This window comes from Pseudorhodobacter aquimaris (assembly GCF_001202025.1).
GTDB classification, from domain to species: Bacteria; Pseudomonadota; Alphaproteobacteria; order Rhodobacterales; family Rhodobacteraceae; genus Pseudorhodobacter; species Pseudorhodobacter aquimaris.
In genome coordinates, this window is record NZ_LGHS01000076.1 from 256,535 (window position 1) to 279,451 (window position 22,917).

A 22,917-nucleotide genomic window follows, 5' to 3' on the forward strand; every position below is an offset into this window, starting at 1 on the left:
AAATGCCTGCGTCATCTGTGGCGCAGGCGATTTGAGGGGAAGATATCATGCAGGTCGACTGGTCTATCATGTTCGACTTTATCCCGCAGCTTATTGCCGGGGCAAAAGTCACAATCTACATTACCGTGCTTGGCCTGATCGGGGGCATTGTTCTGGGCTCTATCGCCGGGTTGATGCGCGCCTATGGCGGCAAGATACTGAACGCCATCGCCTTTACCTATATCGAGCTGATCCGCGGCACGCCCATCGTTGTTCAGGTCATGTTCCTGTATTTCGCGCTGCCGGTGCTGGCCGATATCCGTATTGATCCGATGTCTGCGGCCGTTCTGGCGATTGTCGTCAATGCCGGCGCCTATATCGCGGAAATCGTGCGGGGCGCGTTTTTGTCGATCAACAAGGGGCTGACCGAGGCGGGGCTGGCCATCGGCATGCCGCATTGGAAGGTCTTGCTCTATATCATCGGGCCGCTGGCCTTTCGCCGCCTGATTCCGCCGCTTGGCAACCAGTTTATCGTGAGCCTCAAGGACACTTCGTTGTTCATCGTCATCGGTGTCGGTGAATTGACCCGCACCGGACAGGAGATTATGGCCGCCAATTTCCGCGCGGTTGAGATCTGGACCGCCGTGGCGATCTGCTACCTCATCATGACGGGTACAATGACGTTTGCCTTGCGCAGCGTGGAAAAGCGGATGAAAATTCTATGAGCTTTATCGAGTTTAAAAACACCTCCAAGGCCTTTGGCCCGCTGCAAGTGCTGAAGGATGTCGATCTGTCCACTGAAAAGGGCGAAGTGGTTGTTCTGATCGGTCCTTCGGGTTCGGGGAAATCCACATTGTTGCGTTGCATCAATGGTTTGGAAACCATCACCGGCGGCGATCTGATCGTGGATGGTCTGTCGGTCACGGGCGGTAAAAAGGTGCTGTGTGAGATACGGCAAGAGGCCGGAATGGTCTTTCAGCAGTTCAACCTCTTTCCGCAGATGACAGCCCTGCAAAACGTGGCCCTTGGCCCGCGCAAGGTCCGTGGCCTGTCCAAGGATGAGGCCGAAATACAGGCGCAAGCGTTGCTCGATAAGGTTGGCCTGTCCGACAAAGGCGGCCATTACCCTGCCGAGCTGTCAGGCGGGCAGCAACAGCGTGTCGCCATCGCGCGCGCCTTGGCCGTAAAGCCCAAAGTCATGCTCTTTGACGAGCCGACCTCGGCGCTGGACCCCGAGCTGAAGCATGAAGTTCTGAACGTGATGTTGCAACTGGCCAAAGAGGGGATGACCATGGTCGTGGTCACCCATGAGATGGCTTTTGCCAAACAGGTCGGCACGCGGCTGATCTTTATGGAACACGGCAAGATTGCGGTGGATGATGACCCGCGCACCGTGATCGATACCCCCCCAAATCCGCGGATGAAGGATTTCCTGAGCCATGTCGAGTAACAAGAACCCGATCGAATGGCTTGCTGTGTCTGGCACGCCGTTTGACGTCGGGCAAGCAATGGGCGCGCAAGGGCGGGCAGCAGTTCATGCCCATCTGATCCGGTCAGATATCTGGTCCAAAATCACCGGCGCAGATCATGCCGGAACTGTTTCGCGGCTGATGGAAAGCACGAAAAACCGTTTCCCCGAATTCTATGAGGAGTTGCGCGGTTTGGCGCAGGGGTTGGATGTGCCGTTTCAGGATGTTTTCGCCTGGAATTGCCGGGGGGATATCCTTGCATCGGTGCCGGATGGCTGTACCACAATCCAGTCGCCGGGCAATGTCATCCGTGTCAGCCATAATGAGGACGGGCTGCCGTTCTTTCGCGGGGATTGCTTTATTCTGGATGCCAAGCCGCAGGCCTCAATGGGGTTTCGCGCCTTTTGCTATCCGGGATCTGTGGCCGGTCATACCTTTGGCTGGAATGATGCGGGGCTGGTGCAGGCGGTGAACAATTTGCGGCTGAGGGATCTGACCCCGACGATTCCGCGTATGGTTCTGGGGCGGGCGGTTCTGGCGTCGGCGACGTTGCAAGGGGCGGTCAAGACCCTGACCGATGATCCGCAGAGCGGCGGGTTCCATATGACATTGGCCCAGGCCGGAAATCCGCAATTGCTGAGTGTGGAATACGGTGGCGGCAAGGCCTCGGTACGCGGAATTGAGGTGCGCAGCGGCCACGCCAATCACGCGCTCCATCTGGGAGCCGAGGGGCAGATCATCACGCAATCATCGGCGGATCGTCAAACGACCGTGGAGCGGCTGGTGAAGCAGGATAAACTGATCGACCTCGATATTCTGCGCGATACGTCGGGCCCCGGTTTGCCGATACGCCGCGATGCGCCTGATGATCCCGACCATGAGAACACGCTTGCAACATGTCAGTTTAGCGTTTCTAAAACGGGCGTGGAGTGGGGGATTTACGGTGAAAAAGACGGACCAGCAGCCTATCACAGCGAACAGGAACCCGCCTGACTCGCCGCCTGCGAATATCGAAGAGTTGCGCGCCCTTTTGATCGAGATCACAAAGGGCGCGGCCCCTCACAGTCTGGGCGCCAAGTCACGCGATGCATTTGGCCGGATATTGGATCTTCAGGACAGCACTGACCTGTTGTCCATTACAACGTTATCGGAACGGGTCAAGACCAACCCCTCGACCATCACCCGTCTGGCCAAAAGCCTCGGCTATCCTGGGTTCGGGGCGTTTCAAAAAGCCTTGCTGGCAACCCGCCTGCAACAGCCCGGTTCTTTCTATCTCAATCAGGCGCAATCGGCCCTGTCGAATGCCGATCAGCCGATCAAACAACGTGCGGCCCAGCTTTGTCATGAAAATCAGGCGAATATCGACCGTTTTGTGGAAAACCTTGACCCGAACAGCTTTGAAACAGCCATCAGGATGATCGCCGAGGCGCGGCGTGTCACCATTTACGGCATCTGCCAGTTTCACTCCCTCGCGGCCTTTCTGGCTTACGGGCTTCGGTTGATCCGCGCGGATGTAAGTGTTCTGGATGCAAACGGTCTGGGTGTCGCCGAAGAGATCGCCGCCATGGGGTCCGGTGACGTCTGTATCGTGATCAGCGTTGCACCTTATTCACGTCAGGTCGTTGCCGCATCGCAAGTGGCGCATGAACAGGGGCTTGATGTGATCGCGATCACCGATCTTGGCAGTTCGCCGCTTGTATCGCATTCGAAGGCCGCGATTTTTGCGCCGCATCAAAGCAGCTTTATCTCAAACTCGATCACCAGTTTCTTTGCGGTGGCCGAATGTGTGATCAATGCTGTGGCCGCCTTTGATTTCCAACAAACTGAACAGGCGCTTATCGCCCGTCAGAACCTTATAAAGCGTCTGAATATTGAGGATCGCTGACCGTGTTAGTCATGCGTTTTGGCCTCAGCCAAGCCGATCTGGCTGCATATGCCCGACACCACCTGAACCTTGCGCGTTAGGTTGCGGGCTTTGGTGCCGCCGGTGAAGGGGTTCCCCCCGCCTCGGGAAAGAAGCAAGCCGTCCGATGTGTCGCACCTTCCAATAGCGGGCGTTCTGCATGGCAGCGGTCTTGGGCCTTCCAGCAGCGAGGCGCAAAGGCACAGCCGGGCGGAACATTCATCGGGGATGGCAGTTCGCCTGCCAGTTTGATGCGTTGTTTCTCCAGGCCCGGTTCGGCCACGGGGGTCGCGGACAAAAGCGCCTTGGTATATGGGTGGCGCGGACCGGCAAAGATTTCCTCTTTGGAGCCGGTTTCTACGGGGCGGCCCAGATACATCACGATGACATCATCGGCCATATGTTTGACGACCGAAAGGTCATGGCTGATGAACAGATATGCAAGGCCCATCCGCTCTTGCAATTCGGTCAGCAGGTTGAGGATCTGGCTTTGGATCGACAGGTCCAGCGCGGAAACGGGTTCATCCAGCACCAGCACCTTGGGGTCCAGCATCAGCGCGCGGGCAACCGCGATCCGCTGGCGCTGACCGCCCGAGAACATATGCGGATACCGTTCAAAATGCTCGGGGCGCAGGCCCACGAGGCGCAGCATATCGCGCGCTTTGGCGGTGCGCTCGGCGGCGCTCATCTCGGGGCGGTTGATCTTGAGCGGTTCTTCCAGAATGGCCCCGATCTTTTGGCGCGGGTTGAGCGAGCCGTAAGGGTCCTGGAACACGATCTGCACATCGGTGCGCAGGCTGGCCCAGTTTTCCCTTGTGGCGCCCCGTCCGTTCAGTTGAAACTGCCCGCCCGTCGGTTCCTCGATCAGGGTGATCAGCCGCGCGAGGGTGGATTTGCCACAGCCGCTTTCGCCGACCACGGCAAGGGTCTTGCCCAGATGCAGGGTAAAGCTGGCCTCGGACAGCGCGCGCACCACTTGCGGTTTGCGGAACATACCGCCGCCGACCTCGTAATGGCGGCTCAGGTTTTCGGCGATGACTACGGGGGTGTCGCTCATGCCTTGACCTCCTCGGTTGCGTTCAGGGGGTAGTGGCAGCGCGCAAGACCCAGTTCGGACCCGCAAGGTATGGGCGGCGTGCTGCGGCAACGGTCATCGGCATAGGCGCAGCGGGGCGAGAAGAGACAGCCCTTGGGGCGGTCGAATTGCCCCGGTACCACGCCCGGAATGGTCGGCAACAGTTTGGAGGTCGCGCGCTCGGGCAGGGCGGCCAGCAGGGCGGCGGTATAGGGGTGATGCGGGCGCGCAAAGAGGTCATAGACCGGTTGGTCCTCAACCTTTTGCCCCGCATATTGCACCGAGACGCGTTCCGCATTCTCGGCAACCACGCCCATATCATGGGTGATCAGGATCAGCCCCATGCCGGTATCGCGCTGCAACCCCGTCAGCAGATCGAGGATCTGCGCCTGAATGGTCACGTCCAGCGCCGTTGTCGGCTCATCCGCGATCAGGAGTTTGGGGTTACAGGCAATCGACATCGCGATCATCACACGTTGGTTCATCCCGCCCGACATCTGGTGCGGAAAGGTATTGAGCCTGCTTTCGGGGGCAGGGATGCCCACCATATCCATCAGCTCGATCGCGCGCTTGTGGCGGGTGGCGCGGTCCATATTCATATGCAGGCGCAGGGCTTCCTTGATCTGGAAACCAACCGTGAAACAGGGGTTGAGCGAGGACATCGGCTCTTGAAAGATCATGGCGATGTCTTTGCCCACGATCTTGCGCCGCGCCTTGGGGGTAAGGGCGCGCAGGTCGCGGCCCTCAAACTCCATCACATCGGCGGTGATGGTCGCGGTCCAGGGCAAAAGCCCCATCAGTGCCAGCATCGACACCGATTTGCCCGACCCACTTTCGCCGACAATGGCCAGAACCTCACCCTTGTCGACCGAGACATCCACCGCATCCACGGCCCGGAATGCCCCCGATGCGGTGGTGAAATCGACGCTGAGGTTGCGAATTTCCAAAAGGGCCATGGCTCAGCTCCGCTTCAGCTTGGGGTCAAGGGCATCACGCAAACCGTCGCCCATCAGATTGATCGCCAGCACTGTGATCAGGATGGCAAGACCGGGGAAGGTCACAACCCACCACGCCCGCAAGATAAACTCACGCGCCTCGGCCAGCATGGTGCCCCATTCCGGCGTTGGTGGCTGTGCGCCCATACCAAGAAAGCCCAAAGCCGCCGCATCCAGTATCGCGGTGGAAAAGGACAAGGCGCCCTGAACGATGATCGGCGACATGCAGTTGGGCAGCACGGTGATGAACATCAACCGCGCAAGACCCGCGCCGGTGGTGCGCGAGGCGGTGACGTAATCCTTGGACAGCTCCGACATTACGCTGGCCCGTGTCAGGCGCACGTAATGGGGCTGCAAGACGATGGCGATGGCGATCATCGCATTGGTCAGGCTTGGCCCCAGAATGGCGACCAGCACAAGCGCCAGCAGCAAGGACGGAAAGGCCAGAATGATATCCATCACCCGCATGATGATCGTATCGACCCATTTGGGCGCAAAGCCCGCGATCAGCCCGATCAAAATCCCGCCCGAGGCGGCAACAGCCACAACGACAATCCCCACATAAAAGGAATAGCGCGCCCCGTGCAAAAGCCGCGACAGCATATCGCGCCCCACCGCATCGGTGCCCAACAAAAAGGCCGTCGTCCCGCCCTCTTGCCAGAAGGGCGGTTGCAGCAGGTGCTGGCGAAACTGTTCCGTCGGATCGTGAGGGGCGATCACATCGGCCAGAATGGCCACCGCCACGAATATGGCAAAGACCCAAAGCCCGAAAACAGCGCCCCGGTTTTCGCGGAAGTAATGCCAGAATTCGGTCAGCCTGCCGGGACGTGCCTGCATATCCGGCTCTTGTTGCACTGTATCGGCCATCAGCGTTTCCTGATCTTGGGGTTGATGAAACCGTAAAGCATATCCACGGTCAGGTTGACGATCATCACCATCACGGCGATCAGCAAAAGCCCGCCCTGCACCACGGGGTAATCGCGGCGGAAGATGCTGTCGACCATCCATTTGCCGATGCCCGGCCAGCTAAAGATCGTCTCGGTCAGGATTGCGCCGGCCAGCAAGGTGCCGACCGAAAGCCCGATGACGGTGATGACGGGAATAAGCGCATTGCGCAGCGCATGGATGCCGTTGATCCCATAAGGCGAAAGCCCTTTGGCGCGGGCGGTGCGGATGTAATCTTCGGACAGAACCTCCAGCATCGCAGAGCGGGTTTGCCGCGCGATCACCGCCAGCGGGATGGTCCCCAACACGATTGTTGGCAAGATCAGATGGCTCAGGGCCGATGAAAACGCGCCCTTTTGCCCCGAAAGCAGGCTGTCGATCAGCATGAACCCTGTGGTGTCGGGGAAATAGAACATCAGGCTGATGCGGCCCGAAACCGGCGTCAGCCCCAACCAGCCCGAGACCACGATGATCAACAAAAGCGCCCACCAAAAGATCGGCATCGAATAGCCGACAAGGGCGGTGGACATCAACGCGCGGTCAAAGAACTTGCCGCGGTTTACGGCGGCAATCACCCCCGCAGGCAGTCCAAGCCCGACGGCAAAGATCATCGCGCAGAGCGACAGCTCCAGCGTGGCGGGGAAGAGGGCGAAAAACTCGTCCCAGACCGGCTTCTTGGTGACAAAGGACATGCCCAGATCACCCTGCACGATCCCTTTGAGGTATTCGAAATATTGCACGTAAACCGGCTGGTCAAAACCCAGCTGCACCATCAATTCCTGATAGCGCTCGGGCGATACGCCGCGCTCGCCCGCCATGACGGTGATCGGATCACCCGGCAACATGCGGATAAAGGCAAAAGAGATCAATGTGACCCCGATAAAGGTCGGCACAAAGGTCAGCAGCCGCGAAGCAAGATATTTCAGCATCAGCCTATCACCGTCAGGTCTTTGGGGAATTCAGTCAGGCTGATATAGCCACCATCGGTGACCAGGACATCATCCTCTATCCGAACGCCGATTTCATTCGGGATATAAAGCCCCGGCTCATTGGTAAACACGGTTGCGGCGGCCAGAACCTCATAATTGCCACGCATGATATAGGGTGCCTCATGCACATCGCGGCCCAGCCCATGACCTGTCTTGGTGCGGATGTATTCCGCAAAGGGCGAGGCCTCAAGCACTGACGTTACGGCATCATCGATCTGATGGGCGGTCACACCGGCGCGTGTTACCGCATGTCCCGCCATATTGGCACGCAAGACAGTGTCATAGACCTGATGCGCGCGGTCATCAGCATGGCCGACAAAGAAGGTGCGGGTGATATCGGCGGTAAACCCGTCCTTGCGCCCGCCGAAATCGATCAGCAGCGCATCACCGGGCGCAATCGCCACATCGCGCGCATGGGCATGGGGCTTGGCGGCATTGCCACCTGCGGCCACAATCGGCCCGAAGGAAAGCCCCTCGGCCCCGTTGCGAAAGAGGGCTGCCACCAGCAGGCTCTCGACCTGCCGTTCGGTCATGCCGGGCTTCACCTCGGCGATGGTTTCGGCAAGTGCGGCCTCGGACAGACGGATTGCGCCGGTCAGCGCAGAAATCTCATCAGGGGTTTTGCGCAAACGCAGGCCCGAGATCTGTTTCTCGGCATCCAGAATACGCAGATCGGGATAGGCCGCAGCCAGCGCGTGGTGGACAAACACCCGCATCACCTGACCCTCAACCGCAAGCGAGGTCAGCGGCAGATGTGCGGCCATCGCGGCAAAAGCATCGCGGTATCCGGTCTGGTCGCGCCAATCAAAAACAGCGCCCTCAAATCCAAGCGCCTCAAAAGACAGCAGCTCAAGGTTTGGGACCAAGGCCACCGGCGCGCCGGTTACGGGGATGATGATAACCATGGGCCGTTCATGGCTGCCGAAGCTGGCATTGAACAGACGTTCAAAGTTACTGCCGGGCACGAGGGCAATAGCATCAACGCCCAAGTCCCGCGCAATCGCACGGTGTTCGGCATAGCGGTCGGTCATAGTGTTTCTTACCTTGGCAAATGGCTCAGGGGGGGAGGGGGCCGTCTGGCCCCCTCCCGTATCAATAGATCACTCGGCGAGGTCAACGCCATAGAAACGGACAGAGCCGAGCGGGCTCATCTCATAGCCCTGAACCTCTTTGCGCATTGGCGTGAAGGTCACCGAATGGGCGATCGTGCTCCAAGGCGCTTGATCCTTGAAGATCAGCTGCGCTTCTTCATAAAGCTTGGTGCGCTCTGCCTGATCGGCCGTCACCTTGGCTTTTTGGACCAGCGCGTCGAAGTCTTCGTTGCACCACTGCGCGCGGTTGGCGTTGCCCACGGCATCACAGCCCAGCAAAACGGCAAGGAAGTTGTCCGGGTCACCATTGTCGCCGGTCCAGCCCAGCAGAACCGCACCGTCACGATCTTCGGCCTTGGCGCGCTCCAGATACTCGCCCCACTCATAGGATACGATTTCCACCGAGACGCCGATCTTGCCGAGGTCTTCTTGCATCAGCTCGGCCATACGGCGGGCATTGGGGTTATACGGGCGCTGCACAGGCATTGCCCAGATCTTCATCGACAGATCCGAGACACCCGCATCAGCCAGCATCTGCTTGGCCGCTTCGGGGTCATAGGCGTCATCCTCTACCGCGTCGTTATAGGACCACATCGCAGGCGGGATCGGGTTCTTGGCAATGCTGCCGGCGCCTTGGAAGACCACATCCAGAATCGCCTGCTTGTCGACCGCCATATTCAGCGCGCGACGCACGTTGACGTTATCAAAAGGCGCAACCTTGGTGTTATAGGCCAGATAACCGACGTTCAGGCCCTCTTGTTCCTGAACCACCAGATCGGCGTCTTCTTGCATCGCTGCCACATCGGCAGGGTTGGGATAGGACATCAGGTGGCACTCGCCAGCCTTCATCTTTTGATAGCGAACCGAGGCGTCGGTTGTGATCGCAAAGACCAGATTGTCCAGCGGTGACGCGCCTGCCCAGTAATCAGGGTTGGCGGCATAGCGGATAACCGCATCCTTTTGATAGGCCACAAAAGAGAACGGCCCGGTGCCAATCGGCGCCTGGTTCAGCATCTCAGGCGTGCCTGCCTCAAGCATGGCATCGGCATATTCCTTGGACACGATCGAGGCGAAATCCATCGCGAGGTTGGCGATCATCGGCGCTTCGGGACGGCTCAGCACGAATTTCACGGTATAATCGTCGACCTTGACGATTTCCGTGATCAGATCGGACATCGACATGGAGTTGAAATACTCCCAGCTGCCGCCCTCATAGGTGAAATAGGGATTGGCCTCATCGCGCTGACGGTCAAAGGTAAAGATCACATCGTCGGCGTTGAAATCGCGGGACGGGGTGAAGGCGTCATTGGACTGGAATTTCACGCCTTCGCGCAGTTTAAAGGTATATTCCAACCCGTCTTCGGACACTTCCCAGCTTTCGGCCAATGCGGGTTTGGTTGCTGTGGTGGCACCGTCGAATTCGACCAGACGGTTGTACACCGCCTGAGAGGAGGCGTTAAATGTGGTGCCTGTGGTAAACAGCGCCGGATCAAAGCCCTCGGGCGACCCTTCGGAGCAATAGACCATTGTCTTGGCAAAGGCCGCAGGGGCCAAGAGCGCGGTCATCACCAGACCAGTCGCAAGCGTAGTTTTAAGAGACATCTTGTCTTCCCTCGTTGTAAGGCCGCGATTCGGATGCGGCGTTTTAATGGTGGATGCCCAGCAAGCAAAGCCGGAAAACCGGAGACAGCCAAGGCATCGACAAGGACATCATGGCGATGATGCAGCTTTTTGCAAGGGCGAGAAAGCACGCCGTGACGTAAGCCGCGACGCGCCACGACTTGCACCCACAAAGGCCAGACAGCGGGTCTCTTGGTGTCCTCGCTGTTGCTGTCGCGTGAAGGTGAAATGTAGATATAGGCAATAAGAACCCTTTTCCTGTGTTTGGCCGCATTGACAGAGGCACGTTTGCACGATCCGTTGGCGGGCAGGTGATTGTTGTTTCGTCATCGGGTTCGTCGGGAATTTATTCCGGCTGGGCATCGGTTTTGGGTGCTGATGTTCCTTGCACCCGCAATGACTTTGCGAAAATGGAGGTAAAACATCTCATTTCGAAAAGGTTTCATTATGCAACGGATCATGCTGTCTTCCTTGACCGGCCTTGCCGCGATTTGCGCAACCACCGCTTTGGCGAGCGATTTCGGCCCGTTGATCATGCCTGCCGAACTGGCATCGGGTGCGGCCCATGAGGCGGTTATTCTGGATATTCGTCCCAAGGGTTTCGAGGCAGGCCATATCGCAGGAGCGGTCTCTGGTCCCTACGGCTTGTTTCGCGGGCCGGAATCCAACCCCGGTGCGGTGCCCGCAGTAACGGATCTTGAGCTGACCTATGAGGCGCTGGGGCTTGAGGTGGACCGTCCGGTGGTCATTGTGTCGCAGGGCGATACCGATAGCGACTTCGGCGCGGCGGCGCGGGTGTACTGGACGTTGAAAAGCTCGGGCTTTACCGATCTGGCGGTGCTGAACGGGGGGGCAACGGCCTGGGTCAATGCGGGGCTGCCGCTGTCAACGCAGGCCAACGCGCCGGTGCCGACCGAGCTGGATATCACATGGAATAATGCATGGACCGCCGATACCGCCGAGGTCTCGGCTGTGGTTGCGGGCACCGAGCAGGCCACTTTGGTCGATTCGCGCCCCGGTTCGTTTTTCAACGGCAAAAAGATGCATGACGCGGCCGATCGCCCCGGCACGCTGCCGGGTGCCGTGAACCTGCCGCATACCGATTTCTTTCGTCCCGGTGCGACGGCGATCAATGCCGACCCCGATCTGGAGGCGCTTCGGGCCAAGCTGGGCGGCACATCGAACCAGCCCGTGGTCGCATTTTGCAATACCGGACATTGGGCCGCGACCGATTGGTTTGCCATGTCCGAGGTCGCGGGTATCGAGAATGTAAAGCTCTATGCCGGCTCGATGGTCGAGTATTCCCAGACCGATGGTGAGATGGCCAACCAGCCGGGTCTGATCGCGCATCTGTTCAACCAGCTTTTGGGTGGCTGACCGATGTCTGATATTTCTTATGCACAGGCGCGGACGTCCAATTTGGTATTTGGACGCAGCGCGCTGATCGGGGCTGCGGCCGTTCTGGTGGTTTTGGTGGCGCTGTTTGCGGGCGCGCGGTTCGGGCTGATGCTTGCGCTTGGGCTCGGGTTTGGCGTGGCGCTGGAGGGATTGCGATTTGGCTTTGCGGGGCCTTGGCGCGCGATGATCCTGCGCCGTGAGCCTGCGGGTGTGTTCGCTCAGCTTCTGGCGATTGGTTTGGTGGCCTGCGTGGCGATCCCGCTGCTGGCCGCCCACCCCGAAGAGCTTAGCGGGGCACAGGCCCCGATTGGCTGGGCGATGATCGGCGGGGCCTTTGTGTTCGGCGCGGCGATGCAGGTGGTTTTGGGCTGCGGCTCGGGCACTTTGGTCAATGCGGGGTCGGGCAATCCGATTGGCCTGCTGGCACTGCCGTTCTTTGCGATTGGCAGTTTTGCGGGGGCCTATCATCTGGTCTGGTGGACGGATCTGGGGGCCTTGCCGATCCTGACATTGCGTGGTGGTTTGGGGCTTGTGATCACCCTTGCGGGCCTGGGGCTAACGGCAGGGCTGTTCTGGATTTTGGGCAAGCCCGGCACGCGCAAGCTGCCTGCGCGCTATGTCGTGGCGGCCTGCGTTCTGGCAGCGCTGGCGGTCGGTAACCTTGTGGTGGCGGGCCAGCCTTGGGGCGTGGTCTACGGGCTGGGGCTGTGGGCTGCCAAAGGGGCCGTGGCGCTTGGGGCTGATCTGTCGGGCTCCGCGTTCTGGGCGGCGTCGGGGTCGGTGCAACGGCTGAATACAAGCCTGCTGACGGATTACACATCACTGACCGATATCGGGCTGATTGCGGGGGCCTTCGGGGTGGCGGCCTGGCGGCGTGGCGGGCTTTCACAGGCGTTACCGTCCTATCCGGCGCGGGCCTGGGTGGCGACGGTCGTCGTGGGCTTGGTGCTTGGCTATTCGTCGCGGCTGGCTTTTGGCTGTAATGTAGGCGCGTTCTTTTCTGGTATCGCAACCGGCAGCTTGCATGGTTGGGTCTGGTTCATTGCCGCCTTTGCCGGAGCCTTTGTCGGTATCCGTCTGCGGCCTCTTCTAGGATTGGAGGCACGCGCATGACCCGCCGTTTTACCGCGTCACTGGCGATTTTCGGTTTGGTGGCACTGATCGGGCTGGATGTTATTGCCAGCCCGCCAAACCCCTATCGCGCGCCGCCGATGCTTGCCTTTGGATCGGGGCTGGCGGCCAGCGGCGGCTTTTGTGGGGCGCTGCCCGAGTGACAAGAAAGAGTCGCGGGTTTTGCGGCTTGCCGTCTTGGTTAACGCTGTCTAAGCTTCCCTTACGTGAACAACGGGAGTGACAGTTTGATGAAGCGAACATTCGCAGTTGCCGTAAGCGGCGCATTGGTACTCGCGCCGATGGCGGGCATGGCACAAGAGGCCGCAATTTATAGCGGAATGGACCGGATTCACCCAGCTTGGGCCCAGAACGGCATGGTCGTGGCCCAAGAGGAAATTGCCGCAGAAGTCGGGCGTGATATCCTGAAAGCAGGCGGAAATGCGGCGGATGCCGGTGTTGCCGTGGCCTTTGCGCTGGCCGTGACCCTGCCGCGTGCGGGCAATCTTGGCGGCGGTGGGTTTATGATGGTTCATGACGCCGAAACCGGCGAAACCAAGGCCATCGATTACCGCGAAATGGCGCCCATGAGTGCCGATCGTGATATGTTCCTTGATGATGCAGGCGATGCCGACAGCGAGAAATCGCGCTTTACCGGCCTTGCGACCGGCGTGCCCGGAACCGTTGCGGGTATGCAGATGGTGCTTGAACAATACGGCACCATGAGCCTGTCTGATGTGTTGCAACCGGCCATCGGTCTTGCGCGCGACGGGATTGTTGTCACCGCCGATCTGGCCGACAGCCTGATCGGGCTGGAAAGCCGGCTCAAGAAATGGCCGTCCTCTGAGACGATCTTCTATAAGGAAGGCGGTGCCTTCTTTGAACCGGGCGACCGGTTGATCCAATCCGATCTGGCCGCAACGCTTCAGCGGATTGCCGACGAGGGCCCCGACGGGTTTTATAAGGGTGAAACCGCGCAGCATATCGTCGATGCGGTCCAGGCCTCGGGCGGGCGCATCACGATGGAAGATATGGCAGGCTATAAGGCGCTGAGCCGCGATCCGGTCAGCGGCACCTACCGCGGCTATGAGATTGTGTCGATGCCGCCACCCTCATCCGGCGGGATCCATATCGTGCAGATCCTCAACACGCTTGAGGAATATCCCATCGGCTGGCTGGGGCATAATTCTTCGGATACGATACACCTGATGGCCGAGGCGATGAAGCGCGCCTATGCCGACCGTTCCGAATATCTGGGCGATCCGGATTTCTATGATGTTCCGCAGGCAGAGTTGATGTCCAAGGACTATGCCGCCGATATCCGCAAGGGCATTTCCCTAAGCCGTGCGACACCTTCGGAGGATATCAAACCCGCCGATCTGGCACCCTATGAGAGCGATCAGACCACGCATTTCTCGATTGTGGATAAGGACGGGAATGCGGTGTCCAACACCTATACGATCAACTTCTCTTACGGGTCGGGTATGGTTGCCGATGGCACCGGCGTCTTGATGAACAACGAGATGGACGACTTTGCCGCCAAGCCGGGCGTGATGAACGCCTATGGTTTGATCGGCGGCGATGCCAATGCGGTTGAGCCGGGCAAACGCCCCCTGTCCTCGATGAGCCCGACCTTGGTGATGAAGGACGGCAAGGTGTTCATGGTGACCGGCAGCCCGGGTGGGTCGCGCATCATCACGACGGTGATCCAGATGATCATGAACGTGATCGATCACGGCATGAACGTGGCCGAGGCAACTGTGGCCCCGCGCATCCACCACCAGTGGCTGCCCGAGGTTCTGCGTGTCGAGGAAGGCCTAAGCGCCGATACTATTGCCGCCCTTGAGGCCAAGGGCCATGTCGTTCAGGTGATGGAGACCATGGGTTCTGCCCAATCCATCGTGGTGGATGAAGAGGACGGCCTCTTGCTGGGTGGGGCCGATACACGACAGACGAGTTCAGCCGCACGCGGTTACTGATATGGTTGGCGGGCGGGCAATGGCCCCGCCCGCCAATCTCCTAGTCGGCTTTGATCAGGGCATCGATTGCCTTGAGGCTGCTCAAAAGCCCCGCAAGCTGATCCAGCGGCACCATATTCGGCCCGTCCGAGGGCGCGTTATCGGGGTCGCCGTGCGTTTCAATAAACACCCCCGCAACACCGACCGCCACCGCCGCCCGCGCCAGCACCGGCACAAATTCACGCTGCCCGCCCGACGACCCGCCAAGCCCGCCGGGCTGTTGCACAGAATGGGTCGCGTCAAAGATCACAGGCGCGCCGGTCCCGGCCATAATCGGAAGGCTGCGGAAATCGCTGACCAAAGTGTTATAGCCAAAGCTGGCGCCGCGTTCGGTCAACATCACATTATCATTGCCCGATCCGGTGATCTTGGCCACCACATTGACCATATCCCAAGGGGCCAGAAACTGTCCCTTTTTCACATTGATGATCCGGCCTGTTTTGGCGGCGGCAATCAACAGATCGGTCTGACGACACAAGAAGGCGGGGATTTGCAAGATATCGCAAACCTCGGCGGCGGGGGCGCAATGGGCGGCCTCATGCACATCGGTCAGAACCGGCATGCCAAAGCGTTCCTTGACCTCGGCGAAAACCTCCATCGCGCGGGCCATGCCGATGCCACGTGTGCCTGACAGGCTGGTACGGTTGGCCTTGTCATACGACGCCTTGAACACCGCCTTGACGCCAACGGCGCGGGTGATTTCATCAATCGCGGCGGCCATTTCCAGCGCATGATCGCGGCTTTCCATCTGGCAGGGACCAAGGATAAAGGCCACGGGGCCTGCGTTGCTGAACTCTATATTTCCGGCGGTCACTTTGGTTCTGGTTTGCATGATCGGCCCCTTTCTCGTTGCCAATTAGCGGTGGCCCATGGTCCCAGTCGTGTCAACCCAAAGCCGCCACAGACAGTTTTTCTTGACACGAATCGCGCCTGCACGCATTAAATGAACATGTGTTCAGTTCACGGGAGAGGATACGACATGTTCATGGGCTCTATGCGGTTCGATCTGGGAGAAGATATTTCGGCGCTGCAAGATATGGTGCATCGCTGGGCGCAGGAACGGGTAAAGCCGATGGCCACCGCAGTTGATGCCGACAATATCTTTCCGGCCGAACTTTGGACCGAGATGGGGGAGCTGGGCCTCTTGGGCATCACCGTCCCCGAAGAGGATGGCGGCGCTGGCATGAGCTACCTCGCCCATGTGATCGCCACCGAGGAAATCGCGCGGGCCTCGGCCTCGGTCAGCCTGTCATATGGCGCGCATTCCAACCTTTGTGTGAACCAGATCAAGCTGAACGGCACGGCGGCGCAAAAGGCGAAATACCTGCCGGGGCTGATCGCGGGCACCCATGTCGGCGCGCTTGCGATGTCTGAGGCGGGGGCGGGGTCGGATGTGGTCTCGATGAAGCTGCGGGCCGAGAAAAAGGACGGCTATTACGTTCTGAACGGTCATAAATACTGGATCACCAACGGGCCGGATGCCGATACACTGGTGGTTTATGCCAAGACCGACCTCGAGGCGGGCAGCCGTGGCATGACGGCCTTTATCGTGGAAAAGACGATGAAGGGTTTCTCCACCAGCCCGCATTTCGACAAGCTGGGGATGCGCGGCTCCAACACCGCCGAGCTGATCTTTGACAACGTCGAAGTGCCGTTTGAAAACGTGCTGGGGACCGAGGGCAAGGGCGTGCGTGTCCTGATGTCGGGGCTTGATTATGAACGAGTGGTGCTTTCGGGGATCGGGACGGGGATTATGGCGGCCTGTCTGGATGAGGTGATCCCTTACTTGCAAACACGTGAACAATTCGGCCAGCCGATCGGGAATTTCCAGCTGATGCAGGGCAAGGTTGCCGATATGTATACGGCGATGAATTCGGCGCGTGCCTATACCTATGAAGTGGCGCGCGCCTGTGATCGCGGTCAGGTCACCCGTCAGGATGCCGCCGCCTGCGTGCTTTATGCATCCGAGCAGGCGATGGTGCAAGCGCATCAGGCCGTACAGGCGCTTGGCGGGGCAGGGTACCTTGGTGATAGCGTTGTCAGCCGCTTGTTCCGCGACGCCAAGCTGATGGAGATCGGGGCAGGCACCTCGGAAATTCGTCGCATGTTGATCGGGCGTGAGTTGCTGGGCAAATGAGCCCGCGCCAGAAATGCGTCATGAAAAAAGGCTGCGGACCATGCCCGCAGCCTCTCGCACCTATCCAACCGAGGGAGCGGTCAGAATTTCATGACGTAAGAGACACCGAAGACAACGGGGTCGACCTCAACCTCACCGATTTTGGCACCGTCAAGATAGACGTCGCTGTCAATATCGATATAGCGCAGATCCATCCGCAGGGCGGCTTTCTCGCTGATCGCGTAATCGACGCCGACATGGGCGGCAAGGCCCCAGCTGTCGTCGATCTTGAGCTCGCCACCACCCAGATCGGTGCGGTCCTCAAAGAAGGTGGTGTAGTTGATGCCGACACCGGCAAAGGGTTTGAACGCGCCACCTGTGGGGAAGTGGTAATTCAAGGAAACGGTTGGCGGCAGATGTTTGGTCGTGCCGATCTTGCTGCCACCGATGTTGATGTCATGTTTGAAGGGCAGGGCGGCCAGAACCTCGATGCCGAGGTTGTCACGGACGAAATATTCAAATGTGACCGTGGGGCGCACATTGCCGTCAATCGTGGTCGCCCCGCCCGCAAGCGTGCCATTGTCGGATTTCGGCTCCACATAGCCGATACCAAGCCCCAAGGTCATATCGCCCTGGGATTGGGCAAAGGCAGGGGCCGCAAGGGCCGCGGTGGTCATCAGGGCTATAGCGAGGGTTTTCATAGGTGTTCTCTCTTTTTTAATGCGCGGCCAGTTTTTCATATCGGGTCGAGTCCTAGCCATGATCTGGATCAATCTAATTTCATCGCGACCCGCGACATTATGGCGCATAAGGCCTTGAGCCAGAACATAAACTGCCCCTCCCGTTTCGCCGCCTAGATAAAGTTTGACAGGATTGACAAGATGAAACTGAACTCTACTTTTCTTCCCAATACCGATGCGGCCAAAAGCAACCGTGCGGCGCATCTTGAGATGTTGGAAACCGTTGCACAGGCCGCGCAATTGGCCGCGGCGGGGGGCGGTGAAAAATCCATGGCCCGCCATATCGGGCGCGGAAAAATGCCGCCGCGTGAACGGGTGGCCAACCTGCTGGATCCCGGCTCGCCGTTTCTGGAAATAGGGGCCACGGCGGCGCATGGGCTTTATGGCGGTGCGGCACCGGGCGCGGGGGTGATTGCGGGCATTGGCCGGGTGATGGGCCGCGATGTGATGGTGGTCTGCAATGATGCAACGGTAAAGGGCGGCACCTATTATCCGATGACGGTGAAAAAGCACCTGCGCGCCCAAGAGATCGCCGAGGAAAACCATCTACCTTGCGTCTATCTTGTGGATTCGGGCGGGGCCAACCTGCCCAATCAGGATGAGGTGTTCCCCGACCGCGATCACTTTGGTCGTATCTTTTACAATCAGGCGCGCATGTCGGCCAAGGGGATTGCCCAGATCGCCGTGGTCATGGGCTCTTGTACGGCGGGGGGGGCCTATGTGCCGGCCATGTCGGATGTGACGATCATCGTGCGCGAACAGGGCACGATCTTTTTGGCCGGTCCCCCCTTGGTCAAGGCCGCCACCGGCGAGGTCGTCAGCGCCGAGGATCTGGGCGGCGGCGATGTCCATACGCGTCTGTCCGGCGTGGCCGATTATCTGGCCGAGGATGACGCCCATGCGCTGGCCCTTGCGCGGCGGGCGGTTGGCAACCTGAATGCGGTTCTGCCCACTTCGGTGCAGTGGCAACCCGCCGAGGAACCGGCCTATGACCCCGAGGAAATCCTCGGCCTTGTCCCGGCCGACCTGCGCACCCCCTATGACATCCGGGAGTTGATCGCCCGTGTGGTGGATGGTTCGCGCTTTGACGAATTCAAGGCACGCTTTGGCGAAACGCTGGTCACGGGCTTTGCCCATATCAACGGCTGTCCCGTCGGGATTATCGCCAATAACGGCGTGCTGTTTTCCGAGGCCGCCGTCAAAGGCGCGCATTTCGTAGAGCTGTGCAGTCAGCGCAATATCCCGCTGGTGTTCTTGCAAAATATCACCGGCTTTATGGTGGGCCGCAAATATGAGAATGAGGGCATCGCCCGCCACGGCGCCAAGCTGGTGACGGCGGTGGCCACGACCAATGTGCCCAAGGTGACCATGCTGGTCGGCGGCTCTTTTGGCGCGGGCAACTACGGCATGGCCGGTCGCGCCTATTCGCCGCGTTTCTTGTGGACATGGCCGAATTCGCGCATCTCGGTGATGGGTGGCCCGCAGGCCGCGGGCGTCTTGGCAACCGTCAAGCGTGACGGGATCGAACGCGCAGGCGGCACTTGGTCCGAGGCCGAGGAGGCCGCCTTCAAACAGCCCACGATCGATATGTTCGAGGAACAATCCCACCCGCTTTACGCCGCGGCGCGGCTTTGGGATGACGGGATCATCGACCCGCGCAAGACGCGTCAGATTCTGTCGCTGTCACTGACCGCCGCGCTGAATGCCCCGATAGAGCCGACCAAATTCGGCATCTTCCGCATGTAGGTCGGGCCTTGTGCCAATTTAATCTCGGGGGCCAAGGGCTGGCCCCCGGCGCTCTCCCAAGAAATGGACGTAGAGATGTTTGATAAAATTCTGATTGCCAATCGCGGCGAAATCGCCTGCCGCATCATGGAAACCGCGCAAAAGCTGGGCGTGTCCACGGTTGCGGTTTATTCCGACGCGGACCGGCTCGCTAAACATGTGGCCCAAGCAGATGAGGCCGTGCATATCGGCGGTCCTGCCCCGCGCGACAGCTATTTGCGCGGCGATGCGATTATTGCGGCCGCCTTGGCCACGGGCGCGCAGGCGATCCATCCGGGCTATGGCTTTCTGTCGGAAAACCCCGATTTCGTTGATGCGGTTGAGGGGGCTGGCCTGACCTTTATCGGTCCCTCGGCCAAGGCGATCCGCGCGATGGGGCTGAAAGATGCCGCCAAAAAGCTGATGGAGGCAGCGGGCGTTCCCGTGGTGCCCGGCTATTTGGGTGAAAATCAGGACCCTGCCGTTCTGGCGTCCGAGGCCGATAAGATCACCTATCCGGTGCTGATCAAGGCCGTGGCGGGCGGCGGTGGCAAGGGCATGCGCAAGGTCGCCACCCCTGCGGATTTCGCCGATGCGCTTGCCAGCGCCAAGGGAGAGGCGGCAACCGCCTTTGGCAATGATGCGGTGCTGATTGAAAAATATGTTGAAAAGCCGCGCCATATCGAGGTGCAGGTCTTTGGCGATGGCTCCGATGCGGTGCATCTCTTTGAACGCGATTGCTCGCTCCAACGCCGCCACCAGAAGGTGATCGAAGAGGCGCCGGCCCCCGATATGCCCGAGGATATGCGTCAGGCGATGGGCGATGCGGCGGTCAAGGCAGCGCGGGCGATCGGCTATAAAGGTGCGGGCACGATCGAATTTATCGTGGACGCCAGCGAGGGTCTGCGCGCGGACCGGTTCTGGTTCATGGAGATGAACACACGTCTGCAGGTTGAGCATCCCGTGACCGAGGCCATCACCGGCGTCGATCTGGTCGAATGGCAGCTGCGCGTGGCCAGCGGCGAGAGCCTGCCCCTGCGCCAAGAGGATCTGACCATCAACGGCCACGCCTTTGAGGCCCGCCTTTATGCCGAGGATGTGCCCGCAGGGTTCTTGCCCGCGACAGGCAGGCTCGATCATCTGGCCTTTCCTCCCAATGCCCGCAGCGACAGCGGCGTGCGTCAGGGCGATAGCATCAGCCCGTGGTATGACCCGATGATCGCCAAGATCATCGTCCATGGCCCGACCCGCGCGGTGGCTTTGTCACAGCTGTCACGGGCCTTGGGGCAAACGCAGGTGGCGGGCTCTGTTACCAACCTTGCCTTTCTAGGGGCCTTGTCGCGCCATGCGGGCTTTGCCAAGGGCGATGTGGATACCGGCCTGATTGAGCGTGATCTGGAGGCGCTGGTTGCTGCCCCCGCCGCAAGCGGCCCGATCAAGGCATTGGCGGCTTTGGTCGCGGCCGATCTGACGGATGATGCGCTTTCGGGCTTTACCCAATGGGCACCTTTGTGTCACGCGGTCGCCCTGATGCATGAGGGCGCACAGATTGATGCCACGGTGGAACCGCTTGGCCCCGATGCGGCCCGTGTCACGCTAGGGGATGCTGCCCATCTGGCCACGCGCCGCGCGGGGCTTTGGCGGATCGACGGCGCGCCGATGATCCCCGCACAGAAAACAGGGGCGACGGTAACGGTCTTTGCCCCCGAGGGTGCCTTTATCTTTACGCCGGTTGACCTTTTGGCGCGGGCCGCGGCGGGGGCGGGTTCGGGCAATGCGACCTTGTCTCCGATGCCGGGCTTGGTGAAAGCGGTGTTTGTGGGGGCAGGTCAGACGGTGACGGCCGGCGACCGGCTGTGTATCCTCGAAGCAATGAAGATGGAGCACACCCTGACCGCCGCCCGCGATGGCATCGTGGCTGAGGTCCTCGCCGTTGAGGGCGCGCAGGTTGAGGCCGGCGCTGCGTTGATCTTGCTGGAGGAGGAGGCATGAGCTTTGTCGAGATCTATGAGGTCGGCCCGCGCGACGGGTTGCAAAACGAGGCACGGCTGATCCCGACCGCGGAAAAGGTCGCGCTGATTGATCTGTTGTCGCGTGCAGGCTTTCGCCGGATAGAGGTGGCAAGTTTTGTCTCGCCCAAATGGGTGCCGCAAATGGCCGGTAGCGCCGAGGTGATGGCGCAGATCACCCGCGCGTCGGGGGTGATCTATGGCGCGCTGACCCCCAACATGAAGGGCTATGAGGCCGCCCGCGCCGCTCGCGCGGATGAGGTGGCGATTTTCGCCTCTGCCTCGGAGGGGTTCTCCAAGGCCAACCTGAATGCGACCATCGCCGAAAGCCTTGAACGCTTTGCGCCCGTGGCCGAGGCTGCGAAACGGGACGGGATCGCCCTGCGCGGTTATGTTTCCTGTGTCACGGATTGCCCCTTTGACGGGCCGGTTGCCCCCGCTGCGGTGGCGCGGGTGGTGGCGGCCCTGCGCGATATGGGCTGTCATGAGGTCAGCCTCGGCGATACCATCGGCCAAGGCACGCCCGACACAATCGACGCCATGCTGGCGGCGGTGCTGGACGCTTTGCCCGCCGAAAGGCTGGCAGGGCATTACCATGACACCAACGGGCGGGCGCTGGAGAACATTGGTGCCTCGCTGGCGCGCGGCTTACGGGTGTTTGATGCGGCCGTGGGCGGGCTTGGCGGGTGCCCCTATGCGCCCGGTGCCGCAGGTAACGTCGCGACCGAGGCGGTGGCCGCCTATCTGGCCGAAAATGGCTATGATTGCGCTTTGGACACCGGGCTATTGGCGCAAGCCGCAACAATGGCGCGCGCGATGCGCGGGCAGGGGGAACAGGCATGACATATCAAACCATTCGTATTGAAACCGACACGCGCGGTGTGGCCAGGCTGACACTGGCGCGCCCTGAAAAGCGCAATGCCCTTTCGGCCCTGATGATCGCCGAGCTGACCGAGGCTGCGGGCGTTCTGGCGGCAGACAGCGCCGTGCGCGTGGTGGTGCTTGCCGCCGAGGGTGACAGCTTTTGCGCCGGTGGCGATCTGGCGTGGATGCAGGAACAGATGGGTGCCGACGGTCCGACTCGCGCCGCCGAGGCACGCAAGCTGGCGATGATGCTGGCCGCCCTTGATACATTGCCCAAACCCCTGATCGGGCGTGTTCACGGACAGGCTTATGGCGGCGGTGTGGGAATGATGTCGGTCTGTGATGTGGCCATCGGCGCGGCGGGGGCGCGCTTTGGACTGACCGAAACCCGTCTGGGCCTGATCCCTGCGACCATCGGCCCCTATGTGGTGGCCAGAATGGGTGCGGCCAAGGCGCGCAGGGTCTTTGCCTCGGCCCGCCTGTTTGACGCGCAAGAAGCGGTGGCGCTTGATCTCTTGGCGCGGGCTGTTGCCCCCGATGATCTGGACGCCGCGATTGAAGCTGAAGTAAGGCCTTATTTGTCTTGCGCCCCTGGTGCCGTGGCTGAGGCAAAGGCCCTTATTGCCACGCTTTCATCCACCAGCGGCCCCGCACAAATAGAGGCTAGCATCGCCGCCCTTGTCACCCGTTGGGAAAGCCCCGAAAGCGCTGAGGGGGTCGCGGCCTTCTTTGCCAAGGAGAAGCCGGGATGGGCCCGCTAAACCCTGAATTACACATATAACTTACTATTTTTGTCGGGTGTATTTGCCCGCATTTTCACCTGTTTTCCCTT

At 60.2% G+C, this 22,917-nt stretch carries 21 protein-coding genes; 13 read left to right on the top strand and 8 right to left on the bottom strand.

The window, feature by feature from the left end; genetic code table 11:
- Positions 1-47 precede the first annotated feature (47 nt).
- From glnP to AKU94_RS18085, 4 genes are read left to right on the top strand one after another with little or no spacing between them, the layout of a single operon-like run.
- Complete coding sequence (gene glnP, locus AKU94_RS18070) at positions 48-704, top strand: glutamine ABC transporter permease GlnP (protein ID WP_050528628.1); 657 nt, start codon at positions 48-50, stop codon at positions 702-704.
- Entirely contained in the window at positions 701-1,429 is a 729-nt protein-coding gene (gene glnQ / locus AKU94_RS18075; protein ID WP_050528629.1) for a glutamine ABC transporter ATP-binding protein GlnQ, read from the top strand. The genes glnP and glnQ overlap by 4 nt, the downstream gene beginning before the upstream one ends.
- On the top strand, positions 1,419-2,441 hold the full coding sequence (locus AKU94_RS18080) for a C45 family autoproteolytic acyltransferase/hydolase (RefSeq protein WP_050528630.1): 1,023 nt from the start codon (positions 1,419-1,421) through the stop codon (positions 2,439-2,441). Before glnQ ends, AKU94_RS18080 begins: the two co-directional genes overlap by 11 nt.
- 37 nt (positions 2,442-2,478) lie before the next feature.
- Complete coding sequence (locus AKU94_RS18085; protein WP_198144945.1) at positions 2,479-3,333, top strand: MurR/RpiR family transcriptional regulator; 855 nt, start codon at positions 2,479-2,481, stop codon at positions 3,331-3,333.
- A 76-nt stretch (positions 3,334-3,409) separates the two neighbouring features.
- On the opposite strand, the gene AKU94_RS18090 is transcribed toward AKU94_RS18085, so the two are convergent.
- The 6 genes from AKU94_RS18090 to AKU94_RS18115 form a co-directional block, all read right to left on the bottom strand.
- Positions 3,410-4,408 (bottom strand): ABC transporter ATP-binding protein, encoded by a 999-nt coding sequence (locus AKU94_RS18090; RefSeq protein ID WP_050528632.1) that lies wholly within the window; start codon positions 4,406-4,408, stop codon positions 3,410-3,412.
- Positions 4,405-5,382 carry an ABC transporter ATP-binding protein gene (locus AKU94_RS18095; RefSeq protein WP_050528633.1) on the bottom strand — a complete coding sequence of 326 codons (978 nt, stop codon included), beginning with the start codon at positions 5,380-5,382 and terminating at the stop codon, positions 4,405-4,407. The genes AKU94_RS18090 and AKU94_RS18095 overlap by 4 nt, the downstream gene beginning before the upstream one ends.
- Positions 5,383-5,385: 3 nt before the next feature.
- Complete coding sequence (locus tag AKU94_RS18100; protein ID WP_050528634.1) at positions 5,386-6,288, bottom strand: ABC transporter permease subunit; 903 nt, start codon at positions 6,286-6,288, stop codon at positions 5,386-5,388.
- Positions 6,288-7,295, bottom strand: coding sequence for an ABC transporter permease subunit (locus AKU94_RS18105; RefSeq protein WP_050528635.1), 1,008 nt, complete (start codon positions 7,293-7,295; stop codon positions 6,288-6,290). Before AKU94_RS18105 ends, AKU94_RS18100 begins: the two co-directional genes overlap by 1 nt.
- Positions 7,295-8,386: a M24 family metallopeptidase gene (locus tag AKU94_RS18110; protein WP_050528636.1), complete on the bottom strand. Its 1,092-nt coding sequence runs from the start codon at positions 8,384-8,386 to the stop codon at positions 7,295-7,297. Before AKU94_RS18110 ends, AKU94_RS18105 begins: the two co-directional genes overlap by 1 nt.
- A gap of 69 nt (positions 8,387-8,455) precedes the next feature.
- A complete protein-coding gene (locus tag AKU94_RS18115; RefSeq protein WP_050528637.1) occupies positions 8,456-10,048 on the bottom strand; it encodes an ABC transporter substrate-binding protein in 1,593 nt (530 codons plus the stop codon).
- Between the two features lie 465 nt (positions 10,049-10,513).
- On the opposite strand from AKU94_RS18115, the gene AKU94_RS18120 reads away from it, so the two are divergent.
- The 4 genes from AKU94_RS18120 to ggt all read left to right on the top strand — a co-directional run bounded on the left by AKU94_RS18120 (position 10,514) and on the right by ggt (position 14,553).
- A complete protein-coding gene (locus AKU94_RS18120; protein WP_050528638.1) occupies positions 10,514-11,443 on the top strand; it encodes a sulfurtransferase in 930 nt (309 codons plus the stop codon).
- Positions 11,444-11,446: 3 nt separating this feature from the next.
- A complete protein-coding gene (locus tag AKU94_RS18125; protein ID WP_050528639.1) occupies positions 11,447-12,577 on the top strand; it encodes a YeeE/YedE thiosulfate transporter family protein in 1,131 nt (376 codons plus the stop codon).
- On the top strand, positions 12,574-12,738 hold the full coding sequence (locus AKU94_RS20085; RefSeq protein ID WP_198144946.1) for a hypothetical protein: 165 nt from the start codon (positions 12,574-12,576) through the stop codon (positions 12,736-12,738). The genes AKU94_RS18125 and AKU94_RS20085 overlap by 4 nt, the downstream gene beginning before the upstream one ends.
- A gap of 87 nt (positions 12,739-12,825) precedes the next feature.
- Positions 12,826-14,553 carry a gamma-glutamyltransferase gene (gene ggt / locus AKU94_RS18130; RefSeq protein ID WP_050528640.1) on the top strand — a complete coding sequence of 576 codons (1,728 nt, stop codon included), beginning with the start codon at positions 12,826-12,828 and terminating at the stop codon, positions 14,551-14,553.
- 40 nt (positions 14,554-14,593) lie between these two features.
- On the opposite strand, the gene kdsA is transcribed toward ggt, so the two are convergent.
- Positions 14,594-15,424, bottom strand: coding sequence for a 3-deoxy-8-phosphooctulonate synthase (kdsA, locus tag AKU94_RS18135; protein WP_050528641.1), 831 nt, complete (start codon positions 15,422-15,424; stop codon positions 14,594-14,596).
- Between the two features lie 147 nt (positions 15,425-15,571).
- Between kdsA and AKU94_RS18140 the strand changes: the two genes are divergently transcribed.
- Complete coding sequence (locus AKU94_RS18140; RefSeq protein ID WP_050528642.1) at positions 15,572-16,729, top strand: isovaleryl-CoA dehydrogenase; 1,158 nt, start codon at positions 15,572-15,574, stop codon at positions 16,727-16,729.
- Between the two features lie 80 nt (positions 16,730-16,809).
- Here AKU94_RS18140 and AKU94_RS18145 read toward each other — a convergent pair whose 3' ends face one another.
- On the bottom strand, positions 16,810-17,409 hold the full coding sequence (locus tag AKU94_RS18145; RefSeq protein WP_050528643.1) for an OmpW/AlkL family protein: 600 nt from the start codon (positions 17,407-17,409) through the stop codon (positions 16,810-16,812).
- Between the two features lie 180 nt (positions 17,410-17,589).
- Between AKU94_RS18145 and AKU94_RS18150 the strand changes: the two genes are divergently transcribed.
- The 4 genes from AKU94_RS18150 to AKU94_RS18165 all read left to right on the top strand — a co-directional run bounded on the left by AKU94_RS18150 (position 17,590) and on the right by AKU94_RS18165 (position 22,846).
- Positions 17,590-19,194 carry a carboxyl transferase domain-containing protein gene (locus tag AKU94_RS18150; protein WP_050528644.1) on the top strand — a complete coding sequence of 535 codons (1,605 nt, stop codon included), beginning with the start codon at positions 17,590-17,592 and terminating at the stop codon, positions 19,192-19,194.
- A gap of 75 nt (positions 19,195-19,269) precedes the next feature.
- Positions 19,270-21,204: an ATP-binding protein gene (locus AKU94_RS18155; RefSeq protein WP_050528645.1), complete on the top strand. Its 1,935-nt coding sequence runs from the start codon at positions 19,270-19,272 to the stop codon at positions 21,202-21,204.
- Entirely contained in the window at positions 21,201-22,064 is an 864-nt protein-coding gene (locus tag AKU94_RS18160) for a hydroxymethylglutaryl-CoA lyase (RefSeq protein WP_050528646.1), read from the top strand. Before AKU94_RS18155 ends, AKU94_RS18160 begins: the two co-directional genes overlap by 4 nt.
- Entirely contained in the window at positions 22,061-22,846 is a 786-nt protein-coding gene (locus AKU94_RS18165) for a crotonase/enoyl-CoA hydratase family protein (protein ID WP_050528647.1), read from the top strand. Before AKU94_RS18160 ends, AKU94_RS18165 begins: the two co-directional genes overlap by 4 nt.
- Positions 22,847-22,917: the final 71 nt, after the last annotated feature.